This is a genomic window from Halomonas smyrnensis AAD6 (genome assembly GCF_000265245.1).
GTDB lineage: Bacteria > Pseudomonadota > Gammaproteobacteria > Pseudomonadales > Halomonadaceae > Halomonas > Halomonas smyrnensis.
Genome location: NZ_AJKS02000021.1, coordinates 1 through 15,657, shown reverse-complemented (window position 1 = coordinate 15,657; position 15,657 = coordinate 1). Strand labels below are relative to the sequence as shown.

Annotated in this window: 15 protein-coding genes; 10 read left to right on the top strand and 5 right to left on the bottom strand. The window is 66.9% G+C overall.

Annotated elements, in window-relative coordinates; translation table 11 throughout:
• The first annotated feature begins 141 nt into the window (after positions 1-141).
• From mobA to UYS_RS0215555, 7 genes are all read left to right on the top strand, one after another.
• The gene (gene mobA / locus UYS_RS0215585) at positions 142-744 is read left to right on the top strand and encodes a molybdenum cofactor guanylyltransferase MobA (protein ID WP_040478727.1); all 603 of its coding nucleotides are present in this window, start codon (positions 142-144) and stop codon (positions 742-744) included.
• On the top strand, positions 741-1,328 hold the full coding sequence (mobB, locus tag UYS_RS0215580; RefSeq protein ID WP_016856448.1) for a molybdopterin-guanine dinucleotide biosynthesis protein B: 588 nt from the start codon (positions 741-743) through the stop codon (positions 1,326-1,328). The genes mobA and mobB overlap by 4 nt, the downstream gene beginning before the upstream one ends.
• Positions 1,325-2,587: a molybdopterin molybdotransferase MoeA gene (moeA, locus tag UYS_RS0215575; RefSeq protein ID WP_016856447.1), complete on the top strand. Its 1,263-nt coding sequence runs from the start codon at positions 1,325-1,327 to the stop codon at positions 2,585-2,587. The genes mobB and moeA overlap by 4 nt, the downstream gene beginning before the upstream one ends.
• A 10-nt stretch (positions 2,588-2,597) precedes the next feature.
• The gene (gene moaC, locus UYS_RS0215570) at positions 2,598-3,407 is read left to right on the top strand and encodes a cyclic pyranopterin monophosphate synthase MoaC (protein ID WP_016856446.1); all 810 of its coding nucleotides are present in this window, start codon (positions 2,598-2,600) and stop codon (positions 3,405-3,407) included.
• 2 nt (positions 3,408-3,409) lie between these two features.
• Positions 3,410-3,871 carry a molybdopterin synthase catalytic subunit MoaE gene (gene moaE, locus UYS_RS0215565; RefSeq protein WP_026068608.1) on the top strand — a complete coding sequence of 154 codons (462 nt, stop codon included), beginning with the start codon at positions 3,410-3,412 and terminating at the stop codon, positions 3,869-3,871.
• Positions 3,868-4,860 carry a GTP 3',8-cyclase MoaA gene (gene moaA, locus UYS_RS0215560; RefSeq protein ID WP_016856444.1) on the top strand — a complete coding sequence of 331 codons (993 nt, stop codon included), beginning with the start codon at positions 3,868-3,870 and terminating at the stop codon, positions 4,858-4,860. Before moaE ends, moaA begins: the two co-directional genes overlap by 4 nt.
• Before the next feature lie 253 nt (positions 4,861-5,113).
• Positions 5,114-5,407 carry an H-NS family histone-like protein gene (locus tag UYS_RS0215555; protein WP_016856443.1) on the top strand — a complete coding sequence of 98 codons (294 nt, stop codon included), beginning with the start codon at positions 5,114-5,116 and terminating at the stop codon, positions 5,405-5,407.
• A 115-nt stretch (positions 5,408-5,522) separates the two neighbouring features.
• Here the strand turns inward: UYS_RS0215555 and UYS_RS0215550 are convergent, their stop codons facing one another.
• Positions 5,523-7,115, bottom strand: a complete 1,593-nt coding sequence (locus UYS_RS0215550) for a ribonuclease J (protein ID WP_016856442.1) — start codon at positions 7,113-7,115, stop codon at positions 5,523-5,525.
• A gap of 236 nt (positions 7,116-7,351) precedes the next feature.
• Here UYS_RS0215550 and purU point away from each other — a divergent pair, with 236 nt between their 5' ends.
• Entirely contained in the window at positions 7,352-8,206 is an 855-nt protein-coding gene (purU, locus tag UYS_RS0215545) for a formyltetrahydrofolate deformylase (protein WP_016856441.1), read from the top strand.
• A gap of 190 nt (positions 8,207-8,396) precedes the next feature.
• Here purU and dinB read toward each other — a convergent pair whose 3' ends face one another.
• Both dinB and lexA read right to left on the bottom strand, forming a co-directional pair.
• Positions 8,397-9,452, bottom strand: a complete 1,056-nt coding sequence (gene dinB, locus UYS_RS0215540; RefSeq protein ID WP_016856440.1) for a DNA polymerase IV — start codon at positions 9,450-9,452, stop codon at positions 8,397-8,399.
• 44 nt (positions 9,453-9,496) lie between these two features.
• A complete protein-coding gene (lexA, locus tag UYS_RS0215535) occupies positions 9,497-10,159 on the bottom strand; it encodes a transcriptional repressor LexA (protein ID WP_016856439.1) in 663 nt (220 codons plus the stop codon).
• 243 nt (positions 10,160-10,402) lie between these two features.
• On the opposite strand from lexA, the gene UYS_RS0215530 reads away from it, so the two are divergent.
• Positions 10,403-11,047, top strand: coding sequence for a TetR/AcrR family transcriptional regulator (locus tag UYS_RS0215530; RefSeq protein ID WP_016856438.1), 645 nt, complete (start codon positions 10,403-10,405; stop codon positions 11,045-11,047).
• Between the two features lie 256 nt (positions 11,048-11,303).
• Here UYS_RS0215530 and UYS_RS0215525 read toward each other — a convergent pair whose 3' ends face one another.
• Positions 11,304-12,536: a type II secretion system F family protein gene (locus UYS_RS0215525; RefSeq protein ID WP_016856437.1), complete on the bottom strand. Its 1,233-nt coding sequence runs from the start codon at positions 12,534-12,536 to the stop codon at positions 11,304-11,306.
• 24 nt (positions 12,537-12,560) lie between these two features.
• Positions 12,561-14,348, bottom strand: coding sequence for a type IV-A pilus assembly ATPase PilB (pilB, locus tag UYS_RS0215520; RefSeq protein ID WP_016856436.1), 1,788 nt, complete (start codon positions 14,346-14,348; stop codon positions 12,561-12,563).
• A 319-nt stretch (positions 14,349-14,667) separates the two neighbouring features.
• Here pilB and UYS_RS18925 point away from each other — a divergent pair, with 319 nt between their 5' ends.
• Positions 14,668-15,138 carry a pilin gene (locus UYS_RS18925; protein ID WP_272943092.1) on the top strand — a complete coding sequence of 157 codons (471 nt, stop codon included), beginning with the start codon at positions 14,668-14,670 and terminating at the stop codon, positions 15,136-15,138.
• Positions 15,139-15,657 lie beyond the last annotated feature (519 nt).

The following is a 15,657-nucleotide window of genomic DNA, read 5'->3' as shown; positions in this document are numbered from 1 at the left end:
GATACCGTCTCCCGGCGGCGACGATAAGGCGCGGCGTCAAAGGTCGGTCTCGGACAGGGCGCTGCCTCTGTGGACATGGCACCCATCGTGGCGCTGAGGCATCATGGGACGCACTACCGAATGCCTCGCGGGAGCCGGGTCGTGATAGAGCGTGATGCCCTCACTGGACTGGTGCTGGCCGGCGGCCAGGGCCGCCGCATGGGCGGATGCGACAAGGGGCTCGCGCCCTTCGACGGCCGTCCCCTGGTGAGCCATGCCATCGCCCCGCTGGTCGGGCGGGTGGCGGAGCTGTTGATCAGCGCCAACCGGCATCCCGAGGCCTACGCCGAGTGGGCCGATCGGGTCATCGCCGACGCCGAGGCGGGCTACATGGGCCCGCTGATGGGCCTCTACAGCGGCCTGCGCGCGGCGGCCAGCGACTGGGTGGTGGTGGTGCCCTGCGATTGCCCGGCGCTGCCGGACGACCTGGTGGCGCGGCTCGTCGCGGGCCGAGGCGACGCCGATATCGCGGTGGCCCACGACGGCGAGCGCCTGCAGCCGGTGGTGATGCTGCTGCGCCGCTCGCTGGCCGACGACCTGGGTCAGGCGCTGGCCGCCGGCGAGCGCAAGGTCGACCGCTGGATCGCGCGCCATGCCTGGTGCGCGGTGGACATGTCGGATCGCGCCGAGGCCTTCGTCAATCTCAATACCCTGGATGACACGCGGCGCCTGGAAGGGCGTCGCCGGGAGACACTGCGCCCATGAGCGACACACCCGTCGGCTCCGTGCCGCTGGAGGATGACCTGCCGCTGCTGGGCATCGCCGCCTGGAGCGGCACCGGCAAGACGACGCTGCTGGAGCGCCTGCTGCCGGCGCTGCGCGAGCGCGGCCTGCGGGTGGCGGTGATCAAGCATGCCCATCACGCCTTCGACGTCGATCAGCCGGGCAAGGACAGCCATCGCCTGCGTCAGGCCGGCGCCGAGCCGATCCTGGTGGCGTCCCGGGCCCGGGTCGCGCTGATGATGGAGACCCCCGATCGCGAGGAGGCCGATCTCGCCGAGCTGATCGAGATGGTGCGCCCTCAGCGGCCGGACCTGGTGCTGGTCGAGGGCTTCAAGGCCTGGCCGCTGCCCAAGCTCGAGCTCTACCGCGAGTCGGTGGGCAAGCCGCTGCGCGCGGCCGAGGACGCCTGGATCGTGGCGGTGGCCAGCGACGGCGAGCCTGATCTGCCCGACGACGTTGAGCGGCTCGACCTGAACGATCCCGAACGCCTCGCCGACTGGATCGCCGCCTGGCCGTCACGCTGGCCTGACCGGCGTCGCCCTCGGGGCGAGGACGCGGCGTCATGACGCTGTCCTGCTTCGATCTCGGCGAGCGCACGCTGTCGCCGGACGAGGCCCGTGAGGCCTTGATGGCGCTGGTGGCGGGGCCGCTGCCCGCCGAGCGGGTGGCGCTGTCCGCGCTGCAGGGCCGGGTGCTGGCCGAGGCGCTGCGCTCGCCCATCGACGTGCCGCAGAACACCAATGCCGCCATGGACGGCATCGCGCTGGCATGGGGCGATGACGAGGCGGATGGCGAGCGTCCCGCTCGCTGGCGCCGGGTCGGTGCCGTGCTGGCCGGGCATCGCCGCGAGGCGCCGCTGGCCGCCGGCGAGTGCGTGACGATCACCACCGGGGCCCCGTTGCCGCCGGGCGCCGATACCGTGATCATGGGCGAGCAGCTGAGCGTCACCGATGACGACGTCGCGGTGGAGCGGCCGGAGACCGTGTGCCGCGGCCAGAACGTGCGCCAGGCCGGCGAGGACATCGCCCGCGGTCAGCCGGCGCTGGCCGCCGGGACCCGGCTGGGGGCGGCCGAGCTGGGCCTGCTGGCCTCGCTGGGCCTCGCCGAGGCCGCCGTGCATCGTCGGCCCCGGGTGGCGATCTTCTCCACCGGCGACGAGGTCACCGCCCCGGGCGAGGCGCTGCCGTCGGCCGGCATCTATGATGCCAACCGTTTCTCGCTGGCCGGCCTGCTGGCCGAGCACGGCGCCGAGGTGATCGATCTCGGCATCCTCGGCGATGACCATGAGGCGCTGGTCGAGGCGCTCGGCGGTGCCGCCCGCGGTGCCGATCTGGTCCTGACCAGCGGCGGCGTGTCGGCGGGGCAGGCCGACTTCACCCGCCAGGCGCTGGAGGACGTCGGCCGGCTGGCCTTCTGGCGGCTGGCCATTCGCCCCGGGCGACCGCTCGCCTGCGGCACGCTCGGCGAGCGGGAGGTGCCCTTCATCGGCCTGCCCGGCAATCCGGTGGCGGCGATGGTGACCTTCCTGCAGTTCGTGGCCCCGCTGCTGCGGCGACTCCAGGGGCGTGACGATCTCGCCCCGCGGCGCCACACGGCCCTGGCCGAGACGTCGCTCAAGGGCCGCGTCGGGCGCACCGATTTCCTGCGCGCCACCTGTCGCAGCGACGACGAGGGACGGCTGTGGGTGCGGCCCACCGGGGCCCAGGGCTCCGGTATCCTGTCTTCCATGGTGGCTGCCGACTGCCTGATCGAGATCGATGCGGCGCGTGCCGTTGTCGAACCCGGTGAGGCGGTGGCCATCCAACCCCTTTTTCGACTGTCATGAGGCGCCTTCCATGAGCCTGACCCACCTCAATGCCCGCGGCGAAGCCCACATGGTCGACGTCGGCGACAAGGCCGAGAGCCGCCGTGAGGCGCGTGCTTCCGGGGCCATTCGCATGCGCCCCGAGACCCTGGCGCTGCTCGCCGATGGCGAGCTGCCCAAGGGCGACGTGCTGGCCACGGCCCGCATCGCCGGCATCCAGGCCGCCAAGCGCACTCACGAGCTGATTCCGCTGTGCCATTCGCTGGCGCTGTCCAAGGTCAGCGTGGACTTCGAGCTCGACGAGGCCAGTGCCAGCGTGCGCGTCTCCGCCACCTGCCGGCTCAACGGCCGCACCGGCGTCGAGATGGAAGCGCTGACCGCCGTGTCCGTGGCCTGCCTCACGCTCTATGACATGTGCAAGGCGGTGGACAAGGCGATGGAGATCGGCGAGATCCGCCTCGAGACCAAGACCGGCGGCAAGTCCGGGGACTACGCTCGGGAAGGCGAGGTCGCCGAGGCGCCGATCGTCACCGGCGAGGGCGAGGCCGGCGAGGTCTCGCTCGGGGCGCGGTGTGCCGCCGGCGAGCCCTGCATCCTGGTGAAATGCCTCGCCGAGCTTCGCGAGCGCCTCGGGGTCGGCGAGGTGTCGTTGCCCTTCAATGCCCTCGAGCGGGCCGACGTGGGCGGGCTCAAGGCCGCCCTCAAGGCCTCGGACCCGCGCTTCGCCGGCCTCGACGAGGGGCGCGTGCTGTGCGCGGTCAATCAGGTGATGGCGGGAAATGCCACGCCGCTGACCGCCGAGGACGAGGTGGCCTTCTTCCCCCCGGTCACCGGAGGCTGACCATGTCACGTGTGCGAGTACAACAACAGGCCTTCGACGCCGGCGAGGAACAGCGCCGGTTGATCGAAGCGCGCACCGATATCGGCGCCGTGGTCGGGTTTACCGGCCTGGTGCGAGACTTCAATGAACGTCCCGAGGTGCAGGCGCTCAGCCTGGAACACTACCCGGGCATGACCGAGGCCGCTCTCGAGGCCATCGTCGATGAGGCCGAGTCCCGCTGGCCCCTGCAGGGGGTGCGGGTGATTCATCGTATCGGCCGGCTTGCGCCGGGCGACCCCATCGTGCTGGTGGTGGTCGCCAGTGCCCATCGGCGAGCCGCCTTCGAGGCCTGCGACTTCATCATGGATTATCTTAAGACCCGTGCTCCCTTCTGGAAGAAGGAGCACACGGCCAGCGGTGATTATTGGGTGGCCGAGCGCCAGACCGATCATCGCGATGCCGAGCGCTGGGAGGTGTCATCATGACCGACGAGCTCATCGACGACTTCGGCAGGCGGGTGCGCTACGTGCGTATCTCGGTGACCGATCGCTGCGATTTTCGCTGCGTCTACTGCATGAGCGAGGAGATGACCTTTCTGCCTCGTGCCCAGGTGCTGACCCTGGAGGAGCTGGCGCTGGTGGCCCGCGCCTTTACCGAACTCGGGGTGGAGAAGGTGCGTCTGACCGGCGGCGAGCCGCTGGTGCGCCGCGACATCGATCGTCTGGTGGATGACATCGGCGCTTTGCCGGGGCTCAAGGACTTCGCCATGACCACCAACGGTGCCAGTCTGCCCCGGTATGCCGAGCGCCTGCACGAGGGCGGTCTCCAGCGGCTCAATATCAGCATCGATTCGTTGGACCCGGAGCGCTTCCGGCGGCTGACGCGCACCGGTGATCTGCAGCGGGTGATCGATGGCATTCGCGCCGCCAAGGCGGCCGGTTTCGAGCGCATCAAGCTCAACGCCGTAATCCTCAAGGGGCGCAACGACGACGAGGTCATCGATCTGGTCGACTTCGCCCGCCGCGAGGGACTCGACATCAGCTTCATCGAGGAGATGCCGCTGGGCGAGGTCTCCGATCATGGGCGCGAGGAAACCTTCTGTTCCAGCGACGAAGTGCAGGCGCTGGTCGAGACGCGTCACACCCTGCTGCCGACCACCGAGTCGACGCTCGGGCCGTCGCGCTATTTCCGCATGCCGGACAGCGATACCCGGGTCGGTTTCATTTCGCCGCACAGCCACAACTTCTGCTCCAGCTGCAATCGGGTTCGCGTCACGGCGGAGGGCCGGCTGCTGCTGTGTCTGGGCAACGAGCACTCGGTGGACCTGCGCGCCGTGATGCGCCGCCACCCCGGCGATATCGAGGCACTCAAGGCGGCGATCATCAAGGCCATGCCGCTCAAACCCGAGCGGCACCACTTCACCACCGATGGCGATGTGCAGGTGGTGCGCTTCATGAACATGACCGGCGGCTAACGACGCTCGCCCGAGCCGGGAGTCAGGCATTATCGGTCTCCCGGCCGTACTTCCTTCCCGAGTCATTCGTACGACTTTTCCAGAGCAATCCTCTCCTCGCTGTCGCGATACCTCTTTCTTTCTTCGCGCTATGCCCGATATTTCCGGTGGGCTTTTCTTGCCAACATTGCTTGCCAACCGTGCCGTAGAGCATATACTTTTATCGTTATCGGTTGACTGTAATCGACCATCAATCAGCGTCCTGGAGGGGGCAATGTCCGAGCAAACCCTGGAGCGTATCGCTCGCAACAAGAACGTGGCCCGTGCGGCGGCTCGTCAGCTCAGCATGGAGCAACTGCACAAGCTGGCCGAGGTCATCGGCGAAGTCATCGAGCAGAAGAATGACGAGGAGCGTCAGCGCCAGGAAGAGGAAGCTGACAAGGCTCGCAAGCTCGCCGAGATTCGCGAACAGATCAACGAGGCGGGGCTTTCCGTCGAGGATCTGGTGCCCGAGCAGCCCCAGCGCAAGCGCGGTCGTCCGCCGAAGAAGGCCGCCGACAAGGCGTGATGCGGCGAGCCAAAAGCGCCGAGCTAAAAGCGCCGAGCTACAAGAAAACCCCGAAGGCTTCCACCTTCGGGGTTTTCTTTTGCTTCGGGCGGTTTCAGGCTGGCAGCTTAAGGCGTTATCCCGACGTCTCGGCCTCGGCGGCGAGGATCTGCAGATGGATCTCCGGCATCCGGCGCAGGTGATCGCCGAACCAGGCGAGCATGCGGGGCCGCAGGGCGAGACGAAGATCCGCCAGCGACTCCACCTGAATGTCGTCCAGACAGTCGTCCAGCCAGTCGACGAAGGCATCCTCGTCCAGCGGGCTGGCCTCGCTGACATCCAGCAGCAGGCGCCCGATGCGCGTCCACCCTTGCTCGGTCGCCATGACCGTGAGGGCCAGATGCAGCTGTCCGTGGCGCGCCTCGCCGCCGCCCAGGCCTGGCAGGCGAGCGACTTCGTCCTGATGAATGATGCGCGGCGTCTGGGCGTGGCGGGCTTCCCGATGCAGGCCGTCGGCGTCGAGGCGAATCATGTCGCCGTTGCGCGGGATGATCGGCGCCTCGATGCCGAGCGACTGCGCGAGGCTTTGATGGGCCTGCTGATGGCGAGGCTCGCCGTGTACCGGCAGCAAATGGCGCGGGCGGGACCAACCGTAGAAGGTGGTCAGTTCGTCCTGGGCGGGGTGTCCGGAGGCGTGCAGCTCTTCATGATTGCTCTCGTCGAGCAGCGACACGCCGAGATGACTCAGGCCGCGCTTGAGCCGCTCGATCAGGCGCTCGTTGCCGGGAATCGCCTTGGAGGAGAAGATCACGCTGTCGCCGGCTTCCAGCTCGACGTGGGGATGACGGCCCCGCGCCAGTCGTGACAGCGCCGCCCGCGGCTCGCCCTGGCTGCCGGTGGCGATCACCAGCACTTCCTCGGGCGGCAGATAGCCCATGTCGGAGATCGGGACCAGCGGCGGCATGTCGTCCAGATAGCCGAGGCCGCGGGCCACGCCGACCATGCGCTCCATGGAGCGCCCCATCAGCGCGACGCGCCGGCCGCAGCGCTCGGCGGCGCGGCCGATGGCCAGCACCCGGGCCAGGTTGCTGGCGAAGCAGCTCACCACCACGCGTCCCCGACAGCCTTCGATGGCGCGGGTGAGGGCCTGGGCGACCTCGCCCTCGCTGCGCGAGTGGCCGGGGAGGGGGGCGTTGGTGGAGTCGCCCACGACCAGATCGACCGGCGCCAGGGCGCGATAGAGCTCGGCATCCACGGCGGGGCCGATCAGCGGCTCGGGGTCCAGCTTCCAGTCACCGGTATGCAGCACGCGATGCGAGCCCGCGGTGATCAGCAGCGCGCAGCTCTCGGGAATCGAGTGGGTGAGGGGCAGGTAGCGCAGGCTGTAAGGGCCGACGCTTAGCGCCTCGCCGGGCTCGATGACGTGGATCGCCGACTGCGACAGGCCGCGCTCGGCGAACTTGGCGCGCAGCAGCCCCGCCGCCAGCGGCGTGGCGTGGATCGGGCAGCCCCACTGCGGCCACAGCCAGGCGGCGGCCCCGATATGGTCCTCGTGCCCATGGGTGATGATCAGCGCCTCGGGCGCGATGCCCAGGGTGTCCAGGGTGGACAGATCGGGCACCTGCAGCGGGCTGTCCGGCAGGTCCTGGCGGATCATCATGCCGCAGTCCACGGCGATCCAGCGTTCCTCGTGCTCCTTTTCTGCATACCCATAGAGGTTGAGGTTCATGCCGATCTCACCGCAGCCACCCAACGGCAGGAAACGCAGGGGAGGTCGGCGGCGGGGGCGGATCTGGGCGCGAGGTTGTGGCATCGAAGGGACGTCGACGGAAAATGTGCCGATCACTATACGGGATGGTGGCACGGCGTCACAACGCGCCGCCTCGGACGCGCGGGGTCTGACTCGACGGGCAGGATTTCGCTACAATGGGGGATTATTCGGCTTATCCAATCTACGGTCTTTCGATGTCACACTACTACCGTCTCGTGGTTTCCTGCCCCGATCGCCTGGGGATCGTCTCGCGTGTCTCGAGCTTCATCGCCGGGCAGGGCGGCTCCATCACCGAGGCCAGCCAGCACTCCGACCTGGAGTCCGGGCGCTTCTTCATGCGCTACGTGATACTCGCGGATTCCATCGGCATGTCCGCCGAGACGCTGCGCGACGCCTTCGCCCCGATCGCCGACGAATTCGAGATGGACTGGTCGCTGACCGACACCCAGACGCGACAGCGTGTGGTGCTGATGGTGTCCCGCGAGAGCCACTGCCTGGTGGACCTGCTCTATCGCTGGACGGCCAACGAGCTGGACTGCGACATCGCCGCGGTCATCTCCAATCATGAGGACATGCGGTCGCTGGTCGAATGGCACGGCATTCCCTACCACCACGTGCCGGTCGATCCCGCGGACAAGTCGATCGCCTTCGCTGAAGTGCAGCGCCTGGTCGAGGAAGCGCGGGCCGACACCATCGTGCTGGCCCGTTACATGCAGATCCTGCCGCCGAGCCTCTGCGAGCGCTACGCCGGTCGCGTGATCAATATCCATCACAGCTTCCTGCCGTCCTTCGCCGGGGCCAAGCCCTACCATCAGGCCTACCAGCGCGGCGTGAAGCTGATCGGGGCCACCTGCCACTACGTCACCCAGGAGCTGGATGCCGGCCCGATCATCGAGCAGGACATCCACCGGGTCAGCCATTGCCACACGCCCAACGATCTGGTGCGCTTCGGTCGCGACGTCGAGAAGACCGTGCTGGCCCGCGGTCTGCGCTGGCACCTCGAGGACCGCGTGCTGGTGCACGGCAACAAGACGGTGGTGTTTGCCTGACCGGCGCCGCTGAGGCGCCCGTTTTCGAGCCGGCCCGTTGCGTGGCCGGCTCCGTCGTGACGGCCTGATCCGGCCTCTTTTCCTGCGCTCTTTTTCTGCCTTCTGGTCGGGAGGCGGCGGCAGCCGCCGGAGCGAAATACGTCGGTTGTGTGTGAAAAGACGGCGAGCGCAGACAGTGGTCGTACAGCACCTAGAGGGGCAGCGTCAGCTGCTGACGGGCGGCCTCCGGCTGCAGCCGAACGCCCACGCCCAGCAGGCGCACCGGGCGCGAGGACCGGGCCCAGGCCTGTTCCAGCAGGCGCTGGTAGCTGTCGCGGTCGATGGCCTGGCCGCGGCTTTCCAGCGTGGTCAGGCTGAAGTCGTCGAAGCGCACCTTGACGAACAGGCCGGCGACCGCCGGCTCGCCGTGCCGGGCCAGGCGTTGGACGAGCTTGTCGCAGAGCGGCGTCAGCGCCGCCTGGGCGCTGGGCAGGTCGGGCAGGTCGCGGTCGAAGGTGCTCTCGACGCTGACCGACTTGCGCTCCCGTTCCACCTTCACCGGGCGCTCGTCGATGCCGCGGGCCAGCTCGAACAGCCGCTGGCCGAACTTGCCGAACTCCTCGAGCAGTCGTTCGCGTGGCAGGCGGCGCAGGTCCGCGCAGGTCGCCACGTCCAGCGCCTCGAGTCGGGCTTTGGTGGCCGGCCCCACGCCGTGCAGCTTGCCGACCGGCAGCTGCGACACGAACGCCGCCACGCGATCCGGCGGTATCACCGTGAGCCCGTCGGGCTTCTCCCAGTCGCTGGCCACCTTGGCCAGGAACTTGGTCGGCGCGGCGCCCACCGAGACGGTGATGCCGGTGCGCGCGAAGCATTCCTGCTTGATCCACTGCGCCATCCAGGTGGCGCTGCCCTGGAAGCCCTCGACGTCGGTGACGTCCAGATAGGCCTCGTCCAGCGACAGCGGCTCCACCAGCGGGGTCAGCTCATAGAACACGGCCTGGATCTGCCGGGAGACCTCGCGGTACTTGTCGAAGTCGCCCGGCAGCAGGGTGAGGTGCGGGCAGAGGCGCAGGGCCTGGGCCGTGGGCATCGCCGAATGGATGCCGAAGGCCCGGGCGGGGTAGTTGCAGGTGGCGATGACCCCGCGATGCTCGCGCGAGCGGCCGATGGCGATGGGGATATCGCGCAGGCTCGGATCGTCGCGCATCTCGACGGCGGCGTAGAAGCAGTCGCAGTCGGCGTGCAGGATCTTGCGCTGGGTGCCCATGTCAGCAGAGAAAACGGTTTGACGCCTGGCGAGCGCTGCCGGCGTTAGCCCAGGGCCTGGCCGTTGCCGCCGCGGATGACTCCCACGCCGATACCCTCGATCTCGAAGGCGTCATGGCGCAGGTCGACCTCGATGGGATCGAAGTCGGCATTCTCCGCGTCGAGGCGAACCTTGTGGCCCTGGCGATGGAAGCGCTTGACCGTCACTTCGTCCTCCAGGCGTGCGACCACGATCTGGCCGTCGCGGATGCGCTCGGTGCGGTGAACGGCGAGCAGGTCGCCTTCCATGATGCCGACGTCCTTCATCGACAGGCCGCGCACCCGTAGCAGGTAGTCGGCCCTGGGGGTGAAGTATTCCGCCGGCAGCGGGCAATAGCGGTCGATATGCTCGGCGGCCAGGATCGGGCTGCCGGCGGCGACCTCTCCGATGATCGGCAGGCCCTGGCTCTGGCTCGGCTCGTCGTTGGCCGCGCCCTCGCTGGCCTCGGCCTCCTGGGCCGGCAGGCGGATGCCGCGGGAGGTGCCACGAATCACGCGGATCACGCCCTTGCGCTCCAGGGCGCGCAGGTGCTCCTCGGCGGCGTTGGGCGACTTGAAGCCCAGGGCACGGGAAATTTCCGCTCGGGTCGGCGGATAGCCCAGCTCGTTCATGGTCTTGACGATGAAGTCATAGACGTTCTGCTGGCGTGACGTGAGGGGGCGAGTCATGCGGCCTCCGGAGCGGATGGGGGGCGAGTATTGATCAAGTATACAGCATGGGATTCCATCCAGTAAAAGCGTGATCGCGGCGCCGTTTTCCTGCCGAGCCTCCTCACCGTGGTGTTCGGCCAATCCGTTTCAAACGTATGATGGTTGACCTCGCCGCGCCTGACGCTGCACTCTCATGATTCAAGGACAGTTTGAAACAGGCGTTTTCTCACGCCCGAGACCACACAACACCGGATCGAACCGATGGCCCAGCCCGATACCGTCACTCGCATTCTCGATACCGCCGAGGTGCTGTTCGCCGAGCGCGGCTTCGCCGAGACCTCGCTGCGGAACATCACCAGCAAGGCCAAGGTGAACCTGGCGGCGGTCAACTACCACTTCGGCTCCAAGAAGTCGCTGATCCAGGCGGTGTTCGCCCGCTATCTCGATCCTTTCACCGAACGCTTTCATCTGGCGCTGGACGAGCTCGAGGCGCGCCATGCCCGCGACGGCAGCCAGATTCCGCTCGAGGAACTGCTGGAGACCATGGCCCGCACGGTGCTGGAGGTGCCCGCCGAGCGGGACAGCCTGAAGGTGTTCATGCGCCTGTTGGGCCTTGCCTACAGCCAGGCCCAGGGGCACCTGCGCGGCTACATCCAGGCGCAGTACGGCGAGGCCTTCAACCGCTTCATCGAGCTGGTGCGGCAGGCCACGCCGGAGCTGCCGGACGCCGAGCGCTTCTGGCGCCTGCACTTCATCCTGGGGTCGGTGATCTTCACGCTCTCCGGGCTGGATGCGCTGCGCGACATCGCCGAGCACGACTACGGCGAGCGGGTCTCGGTGTCGGAGCTGGTGCAGAAACTGCGTCCGGTAGTGGTCGCCGCCATTCAGGCGCCGCTGCCGGAATAGCGCCGAGCGACAAGCGCCGAGCTACAAGCGCCGAGCGACAAGCGCCGAGCTACAAGCGCCGAGCTACAAGCGCCGAGCTACAAGCGCCGAGCTACAAGCGCCGAGCTACAAGCGCCGAGCTACAAGAAAACCCGAAGGCCATGCCCTTCGGGTTTCTTTTGCTTCGGGCGGTTTCAGGCTGCCGACTTGCAGCTTGCAGCTTGCAGCTTGCAGCTTGCAGCTTGCAGCTTGCAGCTTGCAGCTTGCAGCTTGCCCTTTAGATCACGCTGCCCAGCTCGAAGATCGGCAGGTACATCGAGATCACCAGCCCGCCGACCAGCACGCCCAGCACCACGATGATGAAGGGCTCGAGCAGCGAGGTGAGGGCGTCGACCTTGTTGTCGACGTCTTCCTCATAGTAGTCCGCTACCCGGTTGAGCATGGCGTCCAGGGCGCCGGCTTCCTCACCGATGCCGACCATCTGCACCGCCAGCGCCGGGAACTGCTCGGTCAGGCGCATGGCGAAGTGCAGCTGCTGGCCGGTGGCGACGTCGTCGCGGACCTGTTCGACCGCGCGCTCGTAGACCCGGTTGCCTGAGGCGCCGGCGGCGGTCTCCAGTGCCTCGACCAGCGGCACGCCGGCGCCGAAGGTGGTGGCCAGGGTGCGCGAGTAGCGGGCCACGCAGGACTTGTCGAGGATGTCGCCGATCACCGGGAGGCGCAGCGCCAGGGCGTGCATGCGATAGGCGAAAGGCTCGGAGCGCTTGATGCCGGCGCGGATGAAGAAGATGGCGGCCACCACCGCGCCCAGCGCCCACAGCCAGTATTGCTGGGCCAGCTCCGAGAGCTGGATGGTCATGCGCGTCATCGCCGGCAGCTCGGCGCCGAAGCCCTGGAACAGGCTCTCGAACTGCGGCACCACCTTGATCAGCAGGATCGCGGTGACGCCGATGCCCACCGCGATCACCGCGGTGGGGTACCACAGCGCCTTCTTCACCCGGGCCTTGAGCGATTCCACCTTCTCCTTGTAGGTGGCCACGCGCTCGAGCATGCGGTCCAGCGAGCCGGACTGCTCGCCGGCCTCCACCAGGTTGCAGAACAGCCGGTCGAAGTAGGCCGGGTGACGCCGTAGCGTCTCGGAGAAGCTGGCGCCGGCGGCGACCTCGTTCATCAGCTCCTGCACCAGGCCGCGCATGGCCGGCTTCCTCATGCTCTCGGCCACCACCTGGAAGGCCTGCAGGGCCGGCACGCCGGCGCGGATCATGGTCGCCATCTGGCGGGCGAACAGCATGATGTCGCGCGGCTTGACCTTGCCCATGCCGTTGCCGATGCCGCTCTTGCGGCGGATGGTCTTGACGATGATGTTCTGGCCGGAGAGTTCCTTCTCGACCTCGACGCGGCTCCTGGCGATGATCTCGCCGCTGATCTTGCGGCCCTGCGGGCCCTTGCCGGACCAGTGCCAGCGATACAGCCTGAGCTTCCGGGCCTTGTGGTAGGTGGCCGTTGCCATGATGCGTTCCCCGCGTTGCGTGCGTTATTCCTTGGTGACCCGGTTGACCTCGGTCAGGCTGGTCATGCCCTGCATGACCTTCAGCAGGCCGCTTCGGCGCAGGTCCGGGTGGCCTTCCTCGCGCGCCTGGGTATCGAAGTCCATGGCGTTACCGTGGGTCATGATCAGCTGGCTCATGGCATGGGAGATCGGCACCACCTCGTAGATGCCGACCCGGCCCTTGAAGCCCTGGGTGCAGTGCTGGCAGCCCACCGGTTCGTAGATGGTGGCGCCCTCGACCTCTTCCTCGCTGAAGCCCTGGGCCAGCAGCGCCTCGCGCGGAATGTCGGCGGGCTGCTTGCAGTTCGGGCACAGCCGCCGGGCCAGGCGCTGGGCGATGATCAGGCTCACGGAGCTGGCGATATTGAACGGCGCCACACCCATGTTGGCCAGGCGGGTGAGGGTCTCCGCCGCGGAGTTGGTGTGCACGGTGGAGAGCACCAGGTGGCCGGTCTGGGAGGCCTTGACCGCGATCTCGGCGGTTTCCAGGTCGCGGATCTCGCCGACCATCACCACGTCCGGGTCCTGGCGCAGGAAGGCGCGCAGGGCGCTGGCGAAGTCGAGCCCGATGCGCGGCATCACGTTGACCTGGTTGACGCCGGGTACCCTGATCTCCACCGGGTCCTCGGCGGTGCAGATGTTGCGCTCGATCTCGTTGAGGATGTTGATGCCGGTGTAGAGCGTCACTGTCTTGCCGCTGCCGGTGGGGCCGGTGACCAGGATCATGCCCTGGGGGTGCTCCAGCACGTTCTCGTACATGGCGCGCTGCTCGGGCGTGAAGCCCAGCTGCTCGATGCCCATCTGCGCCGAGCTGGGATCGAGGATACGCAGCACCAGTTTCTCGCCGTAGACGGTGGGCAGCGAGTTGACGCGGAAGTCGATGGAGCGGGTCGAGGAGACCTTGAGTTTGATGGCGCCGTCCTGGGGCAGGCGGCGCTCGGAGATGTCCAGCCGCGCCATGACCTTGAGGCGGGCGGCGATGCGGTTGCGCATGGCGAAGGGCGGATGGGCCGCATCGTGCAGGATGCCGTCGATGCGAAAGCGCACCCGATAGCTGGTCTCGTAGGGTTCGAAGTGGATGTCCGAGGCGCCGCGGCGGATGGCGTCGAGCAGGATCTTGTTGACGAACTTGACGATCGGCGCGTCGTCGCCGGCGTTGGCGATCGCCTGCTGTTCGTTGGTGACGTCGACGACGTCCTCGCCGAATTCCAGCTCGCCCACGGCATCGTCGACGTTGGACAGCTCGTCGAGCATCGACGACTCGCTGCGGGCCAGGTAGGCCTCCAGCACCGGGCCGAGCTGGTCGGTCGGGGCCAGCACGCCTTCCAGCGACAGGCCGGTGGCGAACTGCAGCTCGTCGAGCTGGGCCAGGGTGCTGGGGTAGGGCACGGCGACAGTGAGCTTGTGGCCGCGGCGGTGCAGCGGCAGCACGCCGAGCCTGCGCAGCAGCTTGTCGGGATAGTCGCCGGCGTCGGGCAGGCTCTCCAGCCGCAGGGCATCCAGATCGATGATCGGCAGGCCATATTCCCAGGCGGCCGTGAGCGTGGCCTGGCGCGCCTGCACCAGCCCCGTGCTGATGACGTGCTTGAGCAGCGAGGTCTCGGCCTCCCGGGCCTCCTGCTCGGCGAGCTGTGCCGCCGCCTCGGTCAGCAGGCCGTCCGTCACCAGCCGGCGGGCCAGGCCGCGCATGCCGCGCAGGCGGCCGGCGGATGAGGTGTCCGCCTGGTGTGAGGAAGGCTGGTGTTCGGCAGAGGGCGGGCGATAGTCGTTCATGGAGCTCCTGGGTGGCCGGCCGGTGGCCCCGTGTGGCGAGTGCGAGGCCTGGCCGGCATCATGATGGGGGCTTAATGGCGATTCTAGTCCCTTCGCGCAGGTAGCGGCCATAGGCGATGAGCGTCCTATCAACCTTTGACCTGAGTGAGATCATGCGATTTTAGGTTGAGCAAAGGATGATATATTAGATTTTATATGGATGACGGCCTTGCAGTAGTGCTGGCCGTAACTTAACGTAATCGACAGGGTGGCGGGTCGCCGCCGTGAGCGTGGCCGAGGGTCGGCCGCCGGGAAGGACAACGAGCAAGGGGTGAACGAGATGAAGGCACAGAGCATGAAGAAGGGCATGCAGCGCGCTCAGGGTGGTTTTACCCTGATCGAGCTGATGATCGTGGTGGCGATTATCGGGATCTTGGCGGCGGTGGCTATACCGAGATATCAAGCATACGTTGTTCGATCGCAAGTTTCAGAGGTAATGATGGCTGCTTCGGCTGGTAGGACTGCTGTTTCTGAGTATGTGTCATCTAATAGCTCTTTACCTCCAGATACTTTCTCTATTGCAAATCAAAATTCTCAATTTGTGAGCGGGACTACATGGGACGGTAGTAATATTGTCGCTACATCTACGAATTTAAGCTCTGGCGTGACTGGTACAGTGACTCTCACTCCTAACACATCTGGTACTTCTGGAACAGATCTTAGGATAACAGGCTGGACTTGTGGTGGTAGCATTTCCGCTGAATATCGTCCTGGCAGCTGTCAAGGCGTTGATCCAAACGCCACGCAGTAGTAATCGGGGCAGACCCCAACTAACGAAATGAACGGAAACGGTCGGCATATGCCGGCCGTTTTCTTTGTTGGGCTTCCAGTCGTTTTTGGGTTTACGGCCAGGTCTGCCTGGCGTGGTGCGTCGTCCGAGTAGCCCGGAAACTTGTTGCTGGAATCGCTCGGTGCCGAGCATCAGGCCGCTATGGGTGGTATGTCGAATCTGATCGAGGAAAGCAGGGTCGAGAGTGCGGTGGAAGAGTTCCCGATAGTGCCGGCAGCGCTGCTCCGCTTTCCGCTTGAGGCGGGTGAGGTTCGTCATATTCCAGGGAATAATGCGATAGCTAGGCCAGCGGTACTCGCATAGAGTTCCGATTCGCCGGTTTAGGTTGTTGAAGCGCTGAGCATATCTCTGTTTGAAATGATTACCTGTCCACGAATCCTTGAGCTGTTTAAGCAGGCATCAGAACATGCTCACAAAAAACTCGGGGCCAGCCGCTATTGGCTGGCCCCGACGTTTGGGCATTACTCTGATGATCCTACC